This window comes from Phytobacter massiliensis JC163 (assembly GCF_000321045.1).
GTDB lineage: Bacteria > Pseudomonadota > Gammaproteobacteria > Enterobacterales > Enterobacteriaceae > Phytobacter_A > Phytobacter_A massiliensis.
This window is the reverse complement of record NZ_HE578946.1, coordinates 75679-92944: the sequence shown is the minus strand read 5'-3', so window position 1 is coordinate 92944 and position 17266 is coordinate 75679. Positions and strand designations below refer to the sequence as shown.

General features: G+C 55.2%; 11 protein-coding genes and 1 pseudogene. 3 read left to right on the top strand and 9 right to left on the bottom strand.

Features of this window, described 5'->3' with window-relative positions:
* Nucleotides 1-151: 151 nt before the first annotated feature.
* The 8 genes from ttdB to arcB all read right to left on the bottom strand — a co-directional run bounded on the left by ttdB (nucleotide 152) and on the right by arcB (nucleotide 8515).
* Complete coding sequence (gene ttdB / locus ENTHG_RS10830) at nucleotides 152-769, bottom strand: L(+)-tartrate dehydratase subunit beta (RefSeq protein WP_044179569.1); 618 nt, start codon at nucleotides 767-769, stop codon at nucleotides 152-154.
* A complete protein-coding gene (gene ttdA, locus ENTHG_RS10825; protein WP_044179567.1) occupies nucleotides 769-1668 on the bottom strand; it encodes a L(+)-tartrate dehydratase subunit alpha in 900 nt (299 codons plus the stop codon). The genes ttdB and ttdA overlap by 1 nt, the downstream gene beginning before the upstream one ends.
* A 32-nt stretch (nucleotides 1669-1700) precedes the next feature.
* Nucleotides 1701-2969, bottom strand: coding sequence for an SLC13 family permease (locus tag ENTHG_RS10820; RefSeq protein WP_044179564.1), 1269 nt, complete (start codon nucleotides 2967-2969; stop codon nucleotides 1701-1703).
* 189 nt (nucleotides 2970-3158) lie between these two features.
* Nucleotides 3159-3824, bottom strand: coding sequence for a GntR family transcriptional regulator (locus ENTHG_RS10815; RefSeq protein ID WP_044179563.1), 666 nt, complete (start codon nucleotides 3822-3824; stop codon nucleotides 3159-3161).
* A complete protein-coding gene (locus ENTHG_RS10810; protein ID WP_044179561.1) occupies nucleotides 3811-4440 on the bottom strand; it encodes a GntR family transcriptional regulator in 630 nt (209 codons plus the stop codon). Before ENTHG_RS10810 ends, ENTHG_RS10815 begins: the two co-directional genes overlap by 14 nt.
* Nucleotides 4441-4581: 141 nt before the next feature.
* Nucleotides 4582-5298: a monofunctional biosynthetic peptidoglycan transglycosylase gene (gene mtgA, locus ENTHG_RS10805; protein ID WP_044179559.1), complete on the bottom strand. Its 717-nt coding sequence runs from the start codon at nucleotides 5296-5298 to the stop codon at nucleotides 4582-4584.
* The gene (elbB, locus tag ENTHG_RS10800; RefSeq protein WP_044179557.1) at nucleotides 5295-5948 is read right to left on the bottom strand and encodes an isoprenoid biosynthesis glyoxalase ElbB; all 654 of its coding nucleotides are present in this window, start codon (nucleotides 5946-5948) and stop codon (nucleotides 5295-5297) included. Before elbB ends, mtgA begins: the two co-directional genes overlap by 4 nt.
* Nucleotides 5949-6181: 233 nt before the next feature.
* Nucleotides 6182-8515, bottom strand: coding sequence for an aerobic respiration two-component sensor histidine kinase ArcB (gene arcB, locus ENTHG_RS10795; RefSeq protein ID WP_044179555.1), 2334 nt, complete (start codon nucleotides 8513-8515; stop codon nucleotides 6182-6184).
* A gap of 258 nt (nucleotides 8516-8773) precedes the next feature.
* On the opposite strand from arcB, the gene ENTHG_RS10790 reads away from it, so the two are divergent.
* Both ENTHG_RS10790 and ENTHG_RS10785 read left to right on the top strand, forming a co-directional pair.
* Nucleotides 8774-9790, top strand: a complete 1017-nt coding sequence (locus ENTHG_RS10790; protein WP_044179553.1) for a Zn-dependent oxidoreductase — start codon at nucleotides 8774-8776, stop codon at nucleotides 9788-9790.
* Nucleotides 9791-9876: 86 nt separating this feature from the next.
* Nucleotides 9877-11162: pseudogene (locus ENTHG_RS10785) on the top strand (MFS transporter).
* A gap of 35 nt (nucleotides 11163-11197) precedes the next feature.
* Here the strand turns inward: ENTHG_RS10785 and mnmL are convergent.
* Complete coding sequence (gene mnmL, locus ENTHG_RS10780) at nucleotides 11198-12127, bottom strand: tRNA modification radical SAM protein MnmL/YtqA (RefSeq protein WP_044180655.1); 930 nt, start codon at nucleotides 12125-12127, stop codon at nucleotides 11198-11200.
* Between the two features lie 674 nt (nucleotides 12128-12801).
* On the opposite strand from mnmL, the gene gltB reads away from it, so the two are divergent.
* Entirely contained in the window at nucleotides 12802-17262 is a 4461-nt protein-coding gene (gene gltB, locus ENTHG_RS10775; RefSeq protein ID WP_044179551.1) for a glutamate synthase large subunit, read from the top strand.
* The last annotated feature ends 4 nt before the right edge of the window (nucleotides 17263-17266 follow it).

The following is a 17266-nucleotide window of genomic DNA, read 5'->3' as shown; positions in this document are numbered from 1 at the left end:
CACTGCTTCATTCATAAAATGGCCTTCAGAAAGGAGGCACGATAATAGACCTGTTGCATGAAACCAGGAATTTATCCCATCCAGTCAGGACAATTCCCTTATTTATTCACTCAACAAATCAATATTACCGTGCGATTCATTAAATCAATGATTATTTAATAAAGCTTACGTGCTTACATATTTCGTCAGCGACGATCTCTTTACGCTGGTTGAATATAACCTTATTTTGCTCAAACAGGTTATTGCCGTGTGTATCAATTGAGACAATCAACGGACCAAATTCTTTCACCCGGCACACCCATAACGTTTCCGGCATTCCCAGGTCGCGCCACTGGGCATCTTCAATCTCTTCGACACAGACCGCAGCAACAACCGCGCAGCCTGCCGGGAAGACACAGTGCAGCGCCTTATGCTCCGCACAGCCCTCTTCGGTGCCTTTGCCCATGCCGCCTTTACCCACGATTAACTTCACGCCGGTTTTAGCAATAAATTCTTTTTCGAATTTTTCCATGCGCATGCTAGTGGTCGGCCCAACGGAGACCATTTCGAATTTATCGTCGCTACCCGGGATCGGGCGAACAATCGGGCCTGCATGCAGAATCGCCCCGCCTTCGATATTTACCGGCAGCTCACGACCGCCTTCGATTAAGCGGCGGTGCGCCACATCACGGCAGGTAACAATATGGCCATTAAGATAAATAATATCGCCCGCTTTAATATCGGCTAAGTCTTCATCTTTAATTGGCGTAGTCAGGATTTTTTTAGTCATCAGAAAGTCACTCCGCTGTGAGATGTAATGGTGTAGTTGAGATCTTTATCGAAAACGATATGGCCCTTACGGTGAGACCAGCAGCCAACGTTGACCGCCACCCCGATGGTGGAAGGGTGACGCGCTGTGTTTTCAATATTCACGCCCATAACGGAGGTGTTGCCCGACATGCCCTGCGGCCCGAGGCCGATTTTGTTAATGCCGTCTTCCAGCATTTTCTCCAGCGAAGCGGCGCGTTCATTTTCGTTGTGGGAACCGATAGGGCGCATCAGCGCTTTTTTCGACAGCAGCGCCGCCGTTTCTACGGAGGTTGCTACGCCCACGCCAACCAGCAGCGGCGGGCAGGCGTTAAGACCGTAGCTGGTCATCACGTCCAGTACAAAACGGGTCACCCCTTCATAGCCTGCGCCCGGCATCAGTACCATGGCTTTACCGGGAAGCGAGCATCCGCCGCCCGCCATGTAGGTATAAATGCTGCACTGGTCTGAATCAGGGACGATCTCCCAGAATACGGTTGGCGTACCTTTACCGACGTTCTTACCGGTGTTGTATTCATCAAAGGTTTCAACGCTATTGTGGCGCAGCGGGGAGTCTACGGTCGCTTTGATAACCGCTTCGCGCAGCAGCGCTTCCAGTTCGCCAATCAGCGGGAAGTTGGTGCCGCACTCCACCAGGAACTGAATAACGCCGGTATCCTGACAGGAAGGACGGTCCAGCTCTTTTGCCAGACGCTGGTTCTCAATCATGGTGGTAAAAATGACGTCCGCCAGCTGGCTGGTTTCTTTCTTATGCAAATCTTTCAGTTTTGCGGTGACGTCATCAGGCAGAACTTTGCCGGTATATCCCACAAACTTGGCCATAACGTCGGTCATATGGGATATCTGTTCACTTTTGCTCATAAATGCTCCTTAGTCTGAACAGCTTCCGTTAATTACGGATGAAAAGGGAATAGGATTGGCAGCAAAATCAGGCTGACAATGGTTGAAACGATAATCAGGGGAATACCGGATTTGGCGTAATCGACAAACTTATAGCCGCCCGCAGAGAGCACCATCATGTTGGCGGGCATACCAATGGGCGTGGCGTAGGCGCAGGAGCCGCCGATAACGGTGGCCATCAGTACGGCGCGCGGATCGGCACCCATGCCCGCGGCAATGGAGAGGCTCACCGGCACCAGCAGCGCGGTGGTGGCGGTATTGGACATGAAGTTGGTCATCACGACGGAGAGGGCGAAGACCACCACCATCAGCATAAACGGCGAAGAGTTCTGGCCCAGCATACCGATAACCTGATCGGCAACCAGCTTGCCCGCGCCCGTTACTTCCAGCGCTTTTGCCAGCGCCAGCGTTCCGCCGAAAATGAAAATAGTTTGTGAATCAATAGCTTTATAAGCCTGTTTCTCATTCAGAACGCCGGTAACAACCAGCACCAGCGCGCCGATGCAGCCCGTTACGGCAAGACTGATGCCAATGCGTTTTTCGAAAATCATGCCGAGGATGGTCACGATCAGCACTACCAGCGACAGGATCTGCTTCCACTGCGGAACATTGCTGTAGTCGCGCTGCTCGCCAACGCTTCCCACGTCGCCGCTGTTGGGATGATTGGGCAGGAATTTATAACCGATAGTCAGGAAGTAGATGATGCCGCAAATCAGCATCGGCAGGCCTACCTTCGCGTATTCAAAAAAGCCGAAGCCGCTGCCGATATTTTGTAACGCCGACTGGGCAATCAGGTTGCCCGGCGCGCCAATCAGCGACAGGTTGCCGCCGAGCGCGGCGGCGAACACCAGCGGCATCAGCAGACGCGAGCGGGTAAAGCCGGATTTTGCCGCCACGCCGATAACCACCGGGATGAGAACGGCGGCAGTACCGGTGTTGGAGAGCACGCCGGACATCACACCCACCACGACCATGATGGTGAAGATGAGCTGTTTTTCCGTTTTAGCAAAGCGGGTGATCACCCCGCCCACTTTGTTCGCCATACCGGTTTCAAACAGCGCGCCGCCGACGATGAACATGGCGACAAACAGAATGACGTTCGTATCAATAAAGCCCGCAAACGCCTGTTTCAAATTGAGCACGCCGGTCAGCACCAGCGCGACACAGACGATCATTGATGTGACCGCTAACGGCAGTTTCTCCAGCACAAACATGACGATAGCAAACACCAATAAACAAAGGGTGATGGTAATCGGTTCCATAAAAGTCCCTATCATTGATATATGATAATGTATCCAATTTTAGCGAGAGGGAAAATATGCCCACACAAAAAACAAGTCAATTCGTTTATCAGGAAAGGTATGGAAATGCGATCTATATCAAGATATTTGCAGGGTATTGATAACTATGGTGAATGTAAGGAGTTAACCCGCCGGGGCGGCGGGTATACATCAGACGCAGGGATCGACAACGTAACGCGTCAGCATGTTCTCCATAGAGCGAATAATATGCGCGCGCATACGCTCTCGCGCCAGCGGCTCGTCATGCCGCTCCAGCGCCTCCAGAATCCCTTTGTGTTCGCCAAGAGAGATGACGGCGTACTCCTCTTCGCTAACTTTGTGGCCCATCGATAGCCCGTTCCACATGTTGCACAGCAGCATCTTCATTTTTTCATTACCCGCCGCGTTCCAGATTTCCATGTGGAACGCCTGGTTCAGGTCTGAATATTCTGCGGAATTGTTCGCCGCCAGCGCTTTTTCCGCCGAGTGGTAAACCTGGGCAATACGGGAGATATCGACGCCGGGCCGGGACGCTTTGCCCACGGCTTCACTCTCAAGCAGCGCGCGAATTTCATAGTGTTCGCGGATTGTTTGCTCGTTTATGCCCAGCACCACGGCACCTTTGTTCGGCCGCACTTTTAGCAGGCCGTCCGCCGCCAGGATCTGAAACGCCTCCCGAACAGGCATGCTGGAAACCCCCACCATGCTGGCGATCGACTCCAGAGTGATCTCCTGCCCCTCCACCAGATCGCGCGACAGAATCGCTTTGCGTAATACCGCAGCAACCTGCTCTTTTGCCGAAAGAAGCTTAATTCGGCCTAACTTATGCTTCGGCATCACTGCACTCCTTTAAGTGATGACGCATGATTTCAGCCAACGACAGAAAATAACGCAGCGTTGTCTGGGTAATTCGCTCCTGGTCCCCTGCGCCGATGCTGTCGGCAAGTTCTGCCAGCAGCTGCGCGGACTCCTGAGCATCCTTTTTCAGGTGCAGAATCACATAAGAGATATACCCCTCTAAAAACTGCAGGTAGACCTTCTCAAGATAGCGATTGTCGACCCAGGCGATCAGCGCCTGATGAAATTCAAGCTCGCGCGCGTTATCGCCAGGCTGCGCCAGTTTTTCAGCCTGCGCCCGTAGCGATGCGCCATTGGACGCAGGCACAAGGGAGAAAAGTTCCGCCGCCATAACGGCAATAATGCGGAAAATATGGCTCACGTGGTCAGGCTCAAGCCTGGCCACCTGCATATGGCGGTTCGGCAGTCGTATCAGGAATCCTTCCTGCTCCAGCGACTGTAAAGCCTCACGAACCGGCATGCGTGAAAGCCCCAGCTGCTCCGCTATACTCTCCTGCGCCAGCTCGTCGCCGGGCTTGATACTGCCGGAGAGGATTTCATAGCGAATCATTTGAGTAATATGGTCCCGGGTCTGCTTTCTCTGGATCTTTTTCACAACGTCCTCGTTTGTTGCCGGTAAAGACGCGGGGGAGTTTAGCAGATTTGCCGATAAATTTTGTATTAGCAAAATGAGAATAAATCTCAAACAGCCATAAAGCTGGCCGCGAATCCCAACGCGGCCAGCCTGAAACCACGATTAATGCAGATGATGCGCCTGCAAAAACGCCTCTCCGCCCAGCTGGCGCATCTGGCGCATGATCCACGCCTGACGGCTGCGCACGTAACCGGATGGGGCATCCACCTTAAAGCGCAGCGGATTGGTTAACACCGCCGCTAACAATGCCGACTCGGACATCGACAGTTTGCTGGCGGGCTTGTGGAAATAGCGCTGCGACGCCGCCTCCACGCCAAATATGCCTTCACCAAACTCTGCGATGTTGAGATAGACGGTCAGAATACGCCGCTTGGTCCATACCACCTCTGTCGTCAGCGTCAGCCCGGCCTCCAGCCCTTTACGCACCCAGCTTTTACCGTCCCATAAAAACAGATTTTTCACCGTCTGCTGGGAGATAGTGGACGCGCCACGAATGCGCGTGGCATGTTTTTCGTTATGGGAGATGGCCTTTTCGATAGCGCCGAAGTCCAGCCCGCGGTGCTCGGGAAAGCGCTGATCCTCTGCGGCAATCACCGCCAGCGCCATCCAGGGGGATATCTCATCCATGCCCACCCAGTCCGAATGGGCCACATAGCCGAAATCGCCGTGCAGCCACGCGCTTATCTGCCGCTCCGCCATGACGGCGGAGAAGGGAACCGGCAGGAAGCTGAACAGCACAATGCCGCCGCCCCAGACAATCGCCAGCGCCAGCAGCAGACGAAGAAACAGCGTTTTCAGCCTGACTTTCGGCCATCTCATTCGGCAAGCACCAGCACCCGCGAGACGAGCTTTTCAATGCCCGCCGCCGCCTGGGCGATATCCTCTGCCAGCATATAAGCCGGGGTGGTGACCACTTTGTTATCTTCATCCACCACGATATCGTCAACCGGACAGGTGATGTGCTCAGCGCCCATATCCTCCAGAACTTCGGCGGTGTCGATATCCGTGCCGATGGTCAGACGCAGCGGAAAGGCGAAGATCTTCGGCAGCATCGCCGGGGCAATGCAGAGAAAACCCAGCGGTTTACCCGCCGCGTGCATCGCCAGCGCCAGACGCTTCAGGTCGGGGTCCACGGTACATTCGCTCCCCTGGCTGGCGAAGCTGCTCAGGTTCTTCGCCGCGCCAAAACCGCCGGGAACAATCAGGGCATCCAGATCGTTTACCGATGCCTGAGCCAGAGGGGTGATGGCCCCGCGGGCGATGCGGGCCGCTTCAATCAGCACGTTGCGGATTTCCGCCATCGACTCGCCCGTCAGATGGTTAATCACATCCGTCTGCGGTTTATCCGGCGCAAAGCAAACCGCCTCCGCCCCCTCGCGGGCAATAGCTAATAGAGTAATAACCGCTTCATGGATTTCTGTGCCGTCATAAACGCCCGATCCGCTGAGGACGACTCCCACTTTTTTCATTTTGCTCATCCTTTATGCAACATGCCTGAGATAATTAAAAATTTTCATAAGGACGCCGTGCTTCACACATTTCACTGATTGATGTAACAAATCGTTTAAGATTTGCTATCTTATGTGCGTGCAGTTCAACTTTTTCCGGCTGCGCCTTTGAAAAAATATGAAAAACTCTTTACGGCGCAGCCACGATTTCCCTGGTGTTGGCGCAGTATTCGCGCACCCCGGTTAATCCGGGGTCATTTTTTTCCAGCGTTTGCCACCCAGGCTTTCAGTACCGCCACGTCGTGCTGCCACTCCTGTTTCATCTCTTCAACCCATTCGCCCACATTATCCCACCACGCAGGTAAATCAGGCGACTGAATCTGTTGACCCAGCTGCTGAAGATGACGAAGCCCCACCGATCCCGCTGCGCCCTTAATTTTATGCCCCTCTTCAACGATCCCTTTCTGGTCACGCGCGGTCAGATTGGATTCGAGGACGCTCAGATAGCCCGGCATCATCTTCTCAAAGACCGCCAGGCCATCGGTAATCAGCTTTGGCCCTACCAGCTCGATATACTGTTCCAGCATGGGGATATCCAGCAGGCTTTGTTTGTGGTTTTCAGCGGCAGGCATGGTCTCATCATCCTCTTTGTCGGTATCCCAAAACTTCTTAATAATGGACGTTAATGCCGGAACCGCCAGCGGCTTGCTTAAGACATCGTCCATACCCGCGTTGAGATATTCCCGTTTGTCTTTCAGCACGTTGGCGGTCAGCGCCACCAGCGGCGGCAGCTCCTCACGGGCGAACTGGCTGGTCAGGATACGGGAGATATCCAGCCCGGTCATATCCGGTAGCTGAATGTCCAGCAGCACCAGGTCGTATTCGCCCGGTCTGAACATATCCAGCGCCGCCTTGCCGGTCATCGCCACGTCAACGCTACAGCCCAGTTTTTCCAGCACCGAGCGGGCGACGATCACGTTCAGTTCAATATCCTCCACCAGCAGCACATGCAGGGCCGGCAGCGGCATATCGTCATCCTCAAAGGCGTCTTCGACCTCTTCCGCCACCGCAGGGGCATGCACCGTCAGGGTAAAGCAGGAGCCTTTGCCCGGCTGGCTGCTCACGATGATGTCGCCTCCCATGCTTTTGGCCAGCCGACGCGATACCGCCAGCCCAATGCCGGTGCCGGTTGCCGGTTTTCCGCCGTGGCTGTCTTTCACCTGGTAATACATGGCGAAAATTTTGTCCTGCTCATCCCGGGGAATACCGATGCCGGAGTCTTCTACTTCAAAGTGCAGCATATCTCCCGCGTCATAGCGAACGCGCACCGTTACCTGCCCGTCGCGGGTGAATTTGACGGCGTTGCTGATAAGGTTCCAGAGAATTTGCCGCAGCCGCGTGCCGTCGGTCACCACTTTATGAGGCAACGGCAGCGTCGGCTCCATGACGAAGCGCAGCCCCTTCTGGTGCGCCTGCAGGCCGGAGAGGTTTTCCAGATCGGCCAGGAAGCTGGTGAAATCGACAGGCTGGTTATCGAGCTGCACTTTGCGCCGCTCCATCTTGTCCATATCGATGATATCGTTAAAGATGTTCCCCAGCGTCACGGCAGAAACGTGGATCGTTTTCAGGTACTTTTCCTGTTCGGCGGTAAGCTCGGTATCAAGCAGAATGCGGCTCAGGCCGACGATGCCGTTTAACGGGGTGCGCAGTTCGTGACTGATGGTAGAGATAAAGGTGGTTTTATCGCGGCTGGCCCGCTCCAGCGCATCCTGATACCGCTTACGCTCGGTAATATCGCGGCCAAACCCCATCAGGCCATGACGGCGGCCCACGCGATCGTAGTAGGGAACCTTACGGATTTCGAAACAGGCTTTTCGCCCGTCCGGGTAATCCAGCCACTGCTCATAGGTTAGTGAGACATTATGGCGGAACACTTTTTCATCGGTTTCAATCACTTTCTCTGCCGCATCCGGGGCGTAAACATCCTGCGGTTTCAGGTTGATAAGCTGCTTTTCGCTTTTGCCGGTGAGCAGCTCCATCGCCCGGTTGCAGCCGGAAAACTCTTTATCTTCGTTACGGTAGAAGACCAGATCCGGCGACGCATCGAGAAATGAGCGCAAAAAAGAGGACTGCTGCTCCAGTTGGATCTGCGTCTCCTCTCGCTCTTTCATTTCCACTTTCAGGCGTTCAAACGTGGACTGGCGTTCCGCTTCGGCTTTCTCGCGATCGACCATCTCCTGATTCAGCCGGGTGATGTTGTCTTTAAGCTGAACATTGAGTTTAAGATCGCGTTCGCGCATCTCCTCCAGTTTATCCACCAGCCGCGACAGGCGCTGGCGCGACTCTTCAAGCTGCTCGACCACCACCGACAGAAAATAGACCGCCCACGGTGTGATCAGCAGGCCGAAAAAGATGGACCGTATAACGTCAATCTTGTCCACTTCGCCCTGCAGCACCATGGTCACCGCCATTTGTACCACCATGGCCAGCACCACCAGCGCCAGCGCCAGCAGCATCGAGAAACGCACCAGCCCGAGCTTCATCATCAGGTCGACGTAATATTGCGCCAGTAAACGGATCTGCTTCATAAGGGTTTCCTTGAACAATTCCGCTCAATAATACCCAATTCTGCGCGCGCCGTTGCACGTTGTGCAAAAAAGTGAGAGCACCGTTGATAGCGGTTAAATTCTCAACGCAAATATATCGTCTAAAAACATTCATAAAATCAATAAATAAGCTTGCTAACTGTTTTTGCTCAAATGTGACGCAATTCAAATTTTCATTTTATGCATACTTGTATGGTAAGTGGCGTATCTCAAGAACGGTTACTGAAAAGGACAATTAAAATGAGAAGCGTCGTCGTACAAGAACCTGGAAAACTCCTTATCGAACAGCGTTCCCTGCCTGTTCCTGCCGCCAATGAACTGCGTGTGAAAGTGGCTTACGCGGGCATATGCGGTTCCGACGTGCACATTTATCACGGGCATAACCCTTTTGCGAAGTATCCTCGCGTTATCGGCCATGAATTTTTCGGCATTATCGATGCAGTGGGCGAAGGCGTTGACGCCAGCCGTATCGGCCAGCGTGTTTCCGTCGACCCGGTGGTGAGCTGCGGGCACTGTTACCCCTGCTCCGTTGGCCGCCCGAACGTCTGCACCGAACTGCAGGTGATCGGCGTTCACCGCGATGGCGGTTTCAGCGACTATGTTTGCGTGCCGCAGCAGAACGCCTGGCAAATTCCGGCCTCTATTAGCGACCAGCACGCCGCGATGGTGGAGCCCTTTACCATTGCCGCCAATATTACGGCGCAGTTGAAACCCACCCAACAGGATATTGCGCTGGTATACGGCGCAGGACCAATGGGCCTGACAATCATTCAGGCGTTGAAAAATGTGTTTGCCGTCAAACAGGTTATCGTCGCCGACCGCATTCCTGAACGCCTCAAAATGGCTAAAGAGAACGGCGCTGACTGGGTTATTGACAATAGCCACCAGCCGCTGGCGGAGGTGTTCGGTAAAGAGGGCGTGTTACCGACCCTGATTATCGACGCTGCCTGCCATCCTTCTATTTTGCAGGAAGCCATCAACCTCGCCTCCCCGGCCGCGCGCATCGGTATCCTTGGCTTTTCAGGCGAACCGTCAACCATCACTCAGCAAAGCATCACCAGCAAAGAGATTTCTATTTTCTCGTCCCGACTGAACAGCCATCGCTTCCCGATGGTGATCGAGTGGATGGAGAAAGGACTTATTCAGCCGGAAAAACTGATCACCCACTGCATGCCGTTGGAAGAGGTGAAACAGGCCATGGAGATTTTTGCTAACGACCAGAAAACCTGCTGCAAAGTGCTCCTGAAACTCGACTAAATCTGTTTATTACCCGGCATTCGCTGGCGACATATTATTTTATGTCGCTGGCCTTCCTTTACTATCGATAATGATGCGGTGTTATTATGCTAAAAAACCTTCGCTGGACTATCGTATTCTTATTATTTCTTGTTTATATGATCAATTATCTGGACCGGGTGGCATTATCCATTACCGTGCCAATGATTGAAAAAGATCTCACCCTTAATCCGGAGCAGTTTGGGATTATTTTCGGCAGCTTCTTTTTGGCTACGCGGTATTTAATTTTATTGGCGGCCTGGCCGTTGATAAATTTGGCGCGACGCTGGTGATGGGGTTAGCCGTTGGGCTGTGGTCGCTGTTTTGCGGGCTGACGGCATTTGCCACCGGGTTTTATTCTATGCTGATCCTGCGGGTGCTGTTCGGCATGGCGGAAGGGCCTATCTGCTCCTCGGCCAACAAGATGATCAACGGCTGGTTTCCCAAGAAACAGGCGGCGACTGCCGTGGGCTTCCTGAGCGCAGGCTCGCCATTAGGCGGCGCGGTGGCTGGCCCGATCGTTGGCTATCTGGCTATCGCTTTTGGCTGGCGTCCGGCTTTCCTGATTATTTTCACTATCGGCATTATCTGGATGATAGCGTGGTTTTTTATTGCCGCGAACTCCCCGGAAAAACATAAACGCGTCAGCCAGCAGGAATTATTGCTTATTCAGCAGATGAAAAAAGAAGAGGAAGCGGTTGAAGTCATTGCCGAAGACAACACCGCAAAATCGCTGGGTTATTACCTGAAACAACCTATTATTCTGGTTACCGCCTTTGCCTTCTTCTGCTACAACTATATTTTATTCTTCTTCCTGAGCTGGTTCCCGTCTTATCTGGTGCAGCAACATCACCTGGATATTAAATCGATGAGTCTGACCACCATGATTCCGTGGATTGTGGGTTTTGTCGGTCTGGCGCTGGGGGGATATATTTCCGATAAGATTTTCAAAATTACGGGCCGCCTGCTGCTGTCACGTAAAATTGTGCTGGTGGTCTGCCTGCTGCTGGCCGCGCTTTGTGTAGGGCTGGCGGGAACCGTAAGCAGCGTAGCCTCCGCCGTGCTGCTGATGTCGGTATCTATCTTCTTCCTGTACGTTACGGGCGCAATCTACTGGGCCATCATTCAGGATGTGGTGCATAAATCCCGCGTTGGCGGCACCAGCGGCTTTATTCACCTGATCGGCAGCATTTCCGGCATTGTCGGGCCGATTGTCACCGGTTATATCGTTCAGTCTACGGGCAAATTTGATAGCGCCTTTATCCTTGCCGGTACGGTTGCCGCGCTGGGGGCGATTCTGGTGCTGTTTGTAATTAAAGCGCCACGCGCGACCCATACTGCCGCCCAGGCATAAGCGGTTTATTCCCCTCCCCCAATGGGGAGAGGGAATTAAAACATCGCCGGGTCCCAGGCGCGCCCCAGCGCCGAGCCCTGCACGCCCTGTTCATTCAGGTAACGATCCAGTTCTACCATTCCCGTCCAGCGGTTCTCACACCACAGCGGCGCCAGCAGCGTCGGGCGGCGTGCGCTGGCGGAGATGCGATGGTAGATAACCTCCGGCGGCGTATGGCGGATCATCTCCCCGGCGGTCACCGTATAGGCGTCCAGTTCAATCCCGTCCAGCCGACCCGCTTCCCAGGCTTTCGCCATAATGCTGCCTTTCACAATATGCAATGGATGCAGCTTGATGCCGTCAACGCCCGTTTCCACAACCTGCTGCAGCGTCTGCAGGCACTCCCGCTGCCCCTCTCCGGGCAGGCCGACAATCAGGTGCGAACAGACTTTCAGCCCGCGCGCGCGGGCAAGGCGCGTGGTGCGCTGATAGCAGGCGAAGTCATGGCCGCGGTTGATGCGGCGCAGCGTTTTATCATGGGCGGTTTGCAGGCCCAGCTCCAGCCATACTTCGTAGCCCTGCGCTTTATATTCGCTGAGCAGGTCAAGCACCGCCTCTGGCACGCAGTCGGGGCGTGTACCGACGCACAACCCGACAATACTGGCCTGGCTTACCGCCTGCTGATACATCGAACGCAGCACCTGCACTTCGGCAAAGGTGCTGGTGTAGGCCTGAAAATAGGCCAGATAGCGTTTGGCGCGGTTTACCAGCCGTGCCTGATGGGCGAGCTGCTCGGCAATAGAGCGGTGCTGCTGCGCCTCATCGGCAAACGAGGCCACATTGCAAAAAGTGCAGCCGCCGCGGCCGATGGTGCCATCGCGGTTCGGGCAGCTAAAGCCGCCGTGCAGGGTGAGCTTATGGACTTTTTGCCCGTAGCGACGGGCGAGATCGCCGCCAAACATATTGACTAATTTTTGTAACTGCATAATCTGACAGGCCGTGCCCTGAAAAAGGGGCCAGCCTGCCATTTTTAGCGCTCAGCGGCGATGATGTGGATCAATCGCCTGGCAACGCTTTTACTCATTGCATAATCAAGCAACATTAACGCAATTTCATTCAGATTTTCGCTCATTACAAATCCTTATGTTCAGCGACCATTTTACAAAAATTAGATGACTGGCTAAAAAGAGTGTATTCCGATGTATATAAGATAATCCCTAGAATAATATTCTGGAATACCCCTTTTGGTTAGTGAAGTAGCGCAACTGCAGCGCTTTGTAATAGTGAGTCAGATCACATTACCCCGCGAGTCCTTCTGCCTTACTGAATCGGTTAAAAACAGACAAAAACCATTAATATCAAAGCGATAACTACGCTTTAGCACATTTTCAGATAAATAAGCCTGGCATTTGACCTGTGTAAGGATTCCCGATAAGTTGGGAATCCGCTGGAAGCTTTCTGGATGAGCGGTTTGCTCATCATATTTATGCAGTTTTGAGACTCCCTCTTACAGCAAGTCCTCAAACTTGTTTTGACCAAAGCGAAAAGGAAATTAAAGAGGGCGAATGCGAGGCTATATCAGCCCCGTCGCCATGCTCTTTCTGCGCCTGTGCGCAACGGTCAGGAGGAAGTCCCGCAGAGCCTGGGGAGGTTCACTGATATGTTGTACGATAAATCTCTTGAGAGAGATAACTGTGGTTTCGGCCTGATCGCCCACATAGAAGGCGAACCTAGCCACAAGGTGGTGCGTACCGCTATTCACGCACTGGCCCGCATGCAGCACCGTGGCGCGATCCTCGCCGATGGCAAAACCGGCGACGGTTGTGGCCTGCTGCTGCAAAAACCCGACCGTTTCTTTCGCATCGTCGCGCAAGAGCGCGGCTGGCGATTAGCTAAAAATTACGCCGTCGGCATGCTGTTCCTGAATCAGGATCCTGAGCTGGCCGCCGCGTCACGACGTATTGTTGAAGAAGAACTTCAACGGGAAACCCTCTCTATTGTTGGCTGGCGCGACGTGCCGACCAACGAAGGCGTTCTTGGTGAAATCGCCCTCTCCTCGCTGCCTCGTATTGAACAAATTTTTGTTAACGCCCCTGCGGGCTGGCGTCCGCGCGATATGGAGCGCCGCCTGTTTATCGCCCGTCGCCGCATCGAAAAACGGCTGGTAGACGATAAAGAGTTCTACGTCTGTAGCCTCTCGAATCTGGTGAATATCTATAAAGGCCTGTGTATGCCGGCGGACCTGCCGCGCTTCTACCTGGACCTTGCGGATTTGCGTCTGGAGTCGGCTATCTGCCTGTTCCACCAGCGCTTCTCCACCAACACCGTGCCGCGCTGGCCGCTGGCGCAGCCGTTCCGCTATCTGGCGCACAACGGCGAAATCAACACCATTACCGGTAACCGCCAGTGGGCGCGCGCGCGCACCTATAAATTCCAGACGCCGCTGATCCCCGATCTGCACGACGCCGCGCCGTTCGTCAACGAAACCGGCTCGGACTCCAGCTCCATGGATAACATGCTCGAACTGCTGCTGGCGGGCGGGATGGATATCGTGCGCGCCATGCGCCTGCTGGTGCCGCCGGCCTGGCAGAACAACCCGGATATGGACCCGGATCTGCGCGCCTTCTTTGACTTCAACTCCATGCACATGGAGCCGTGGGACGGCCCGGCGGGTATCGTGATGTCCGATGGCCGCTTCGCCGCCTGTAACCTTGACCGTAACGGTCTGCGTCCGGCGCGCTACGTCATCACCAAAGACAAACTGATCACCTGTGCCTCCGAAGTGGGCATCTGGGATTACCAGCCCGACGAAGTGGTCGAAAAAGGCCGCGTTGGGCCAGGCGAACTGATGGTTATCGATACCCGTGGCGGGCGCATTCTGCACTCGGCGGAAACCGATGACGATCTGAAAAGCCGCCACCCGTATAAAGAGTGGATGGAGAAAAACGTCCGCCGTCTGGTGCCGTTTGAAGAGCTGGCCGATGACCAGGTGGGCACCCGTGAAATGGACGATGACCTGCTGGCAAGCTACCAGAAGCAGTTCAACTACAGCTTCGAAGAGCTGGACTCGGTGATCCGCGTGCTGGGCGAAAACGGCCAGGAGGCGGTCGGCTCAATGGGTGACGATACCCCGTTCGCCGTGCTCTCCAGCCAGCCGCGCATTATTTACGACTACTTCCGTCAGCAGTTCGCCCAGGTGACCAACCCGCCTATCGATCCGCTGCGTGAAGCGCATGTTATGTCGCTGGCAACCAGTATCGGCCGCGAAATGAACGTCTTCTGCGAAGCGGAAGGCCAGGCGCATCGCCTGAGCTTTAAGTCGCCGATTCTGCTCTGGTCCGATTTTAAACAGCTCACCACCATGCGCGAGCATCACTATCGCGCGGACGTGCTGGACATCACCTTCGACGTGACCGAAACCACGCTTGAAGAGACGGTGAAAGCGCTGTGTGATAAAGCCGAGCAGATGGTGCGCGACGGCACCGTGCTGCTGGTGCTCTCTGACCGCAATATCGCGAAAAATCGCCTGCCGGTGCCTGCGCCAATGGCGGTAGGCGCGGTGCAGACGCGTCTGGTCGATAAGAGCCTGCGCTGCGATGCCAACATCATTGTCGAGACCGCAAGCGCGCGCGACCCGCACCACTTTGCGGTGCTGCTGGGCTTCGGCGCGACGGCTATCTATCCGTATCTGGCTTATGAAACGCTGGCGAAGCTGGTGGATAACAAAGCCATCGAGAAAGATTACCGCACGGTGATGCTGAACTACCGTAACGGCATCAATAAAGGTCTGTACAAGATCATGTCCAAAATGGGCATCTCGACTATCGCCTCTTACCGCTGTTCGAAGCTGTTTGAAGCCGTGGGCCTGCACGAAGAGGTGTCAGCGCTCTGCTTCCAGGGCGTGGTCAGCCGTATCAGCGGCGCCAGCTTCGCCGATTTCCAGCAGGATCTGTTAAACCTCTCTAAACGTGCATGGCTGGCGCGTAAACCGCTGGAAGCGGGCGGCCTGCTGAAATATGTCCACGGCGGCGAATACCACGCCTACAACCCGGACGTGGTGCGCACCCTGCAACAGGCGGTGCAGAGCGGCGACTACAGCGACTATCAGCAGTATGCAAAACTGGTGAATGAGCGCCCGGCAGCCACCCTGCGCGATCTGCTGGCTATCAAGCCAGGGGATCAGGCGGTCAGCATCGACGACGTTGAACCGGCAAGCGAGTTGTTTAAACGCTTTGATACCGCGGCGATGTCCATCGGCGCGCTGAGCCCGGAAGCGCACGAAGCGCTGGCCGAAGCGATGAACAGCCTCGGCGGCTTCTCTAACTCCGGCGAAGGCGGTGAAGATCCGGCGCGTTACGGCACCAATAAAGTGTCACGCATTAAGCAGGTGGCATCCGGCCGCTTTGGCGTCACCCCGGCTTACCTGGTCAACGCTGACGTTATCCAGATTAAAGTCGCTCAGGGCGCGAAGCCGGGCGAAGGTGGTCAGCTACCGGGCGACAAAGTCACCCCGTACATCGCCAAACTGCGCTATTCGGTGCCGGGCGTGACGCTAATCTCCCCGCCGCCGCACCACGATATCTATTCTATCGAGGATTTAGCGCAGCTGATTTTCGACCTGAAACAGGTTAACCCGAAGGCGTTGATCTCCGTGAAGCTGGTCTCCGAGCCGGGCGTCGGCACCATCGCCACCGGCGTGGCGAAGGCCTATGCGGATTTGATCACTATCGCTGGCTACGATGGCGGCACCGGCGCAAGCCCCCTCTCCTCAGTGAAATACGCGGGCTGCCCGTGGGAGCTGGGGCTGGTAGAGACCCAGCAGGCGCTGGTGGCGAACGGCCTGCGCCATAAGATCCGTCTGCAAACCGATGGCGGTCTGAAAACGGGCCAGGACATTATCAAAGCGGCCATCCTCGGCGCGGAGAGCTTCGGTTTCGGCACCGGCCCGATGGTGGCGCTGGGCTGTAAATATCTGCGTATCTGCCACCTGAACAACTGCGCGACCGGCGTCGCAACCCAGGATGAGAAGCTGCGTAAGAACCACTACCACGGCCTGCCGTTCAAAGTGACCAACTACTTTGAATTTATCGCCCGTGAAGTGCGTGAATTAATGGCGCAGCTTGGCGTGAAACGCCTGGTGGACCTGATTGGCCGCACCGACTTGCTTAAAGAGCTGGACGGTTTCACCGCCAAACAGCAGAAGCTGGATCTGGCGAAGCTGCTGGAGACCGCCGAGCCGCATCCTGGCAAAGCGCTCTACTGCACCGAGAACAACCCGCCGTTCGATAACGGCGTGCTGAATGCGCAGCTGCTGCAACAGGCGAAGCCGTATGTGGATGAGCGCCAGAGCAAAACCTTCTGGTTTGATATCCGCAACACCGATCGCTCTGTCGGCGCGTCGCTGTCGGGCTATATCGCCAGCATCCATGGCGATCAGGGTCTGGCATCCGACCCGATCAAAGCGCACTTTAGCGGCACCGCAGGCCAGAGCTTTGGCGTGTGGAACGCGGGCGGCGTGGAACTGTATCTGACCGGCGACGCCAACGACTATGTTGGTAAAGGCATGGCGGGTGGTCTGGTGGCGGTACGTCCGCCGGTCGGCTCTGCCTTCCGCAGCCATGAAGCCAGCATTATCGGTAACACCTGCCTGTACGGCGCAACCGGCGGGCGTCTGTTTGCCGCTGGCCGCGCGGGCGAGCGTTTCGCGGTGCGTAACTCCGGGGCGATTACCGTCGTGGAAGGTATCGGCGACAACGGCTGTGAATATATGACTGGCGGTATCGTCTGCATTCTCGGTAAAACCGGCGTTAACTTCGGCGCGGGCATGACCGGCGGCTTCGCCTACGTGCTGGACGAAGACGGCGAGTTCCGCAAACGTGTGAACCCGGAACTGGTCGAAGTCCTCAGCGTTGACGACCTCGCCATCCATGAGGAGCACCTGCGCGGTTTAATCACGGAACATGTACAGCATACCGGTTCATCCCGTGGGGAAGAGATCCTGGCGAACTGGCCGGCATACTCCGCGAAATTCGCTCTGGTTAAACCGAAGTCCAGCGATGTAAAAGCACTGTTGGGTCACCGTAGTCGTAGCGCAGCTGAGCTGCGCGTGCAGGCGCAGTAAGGGG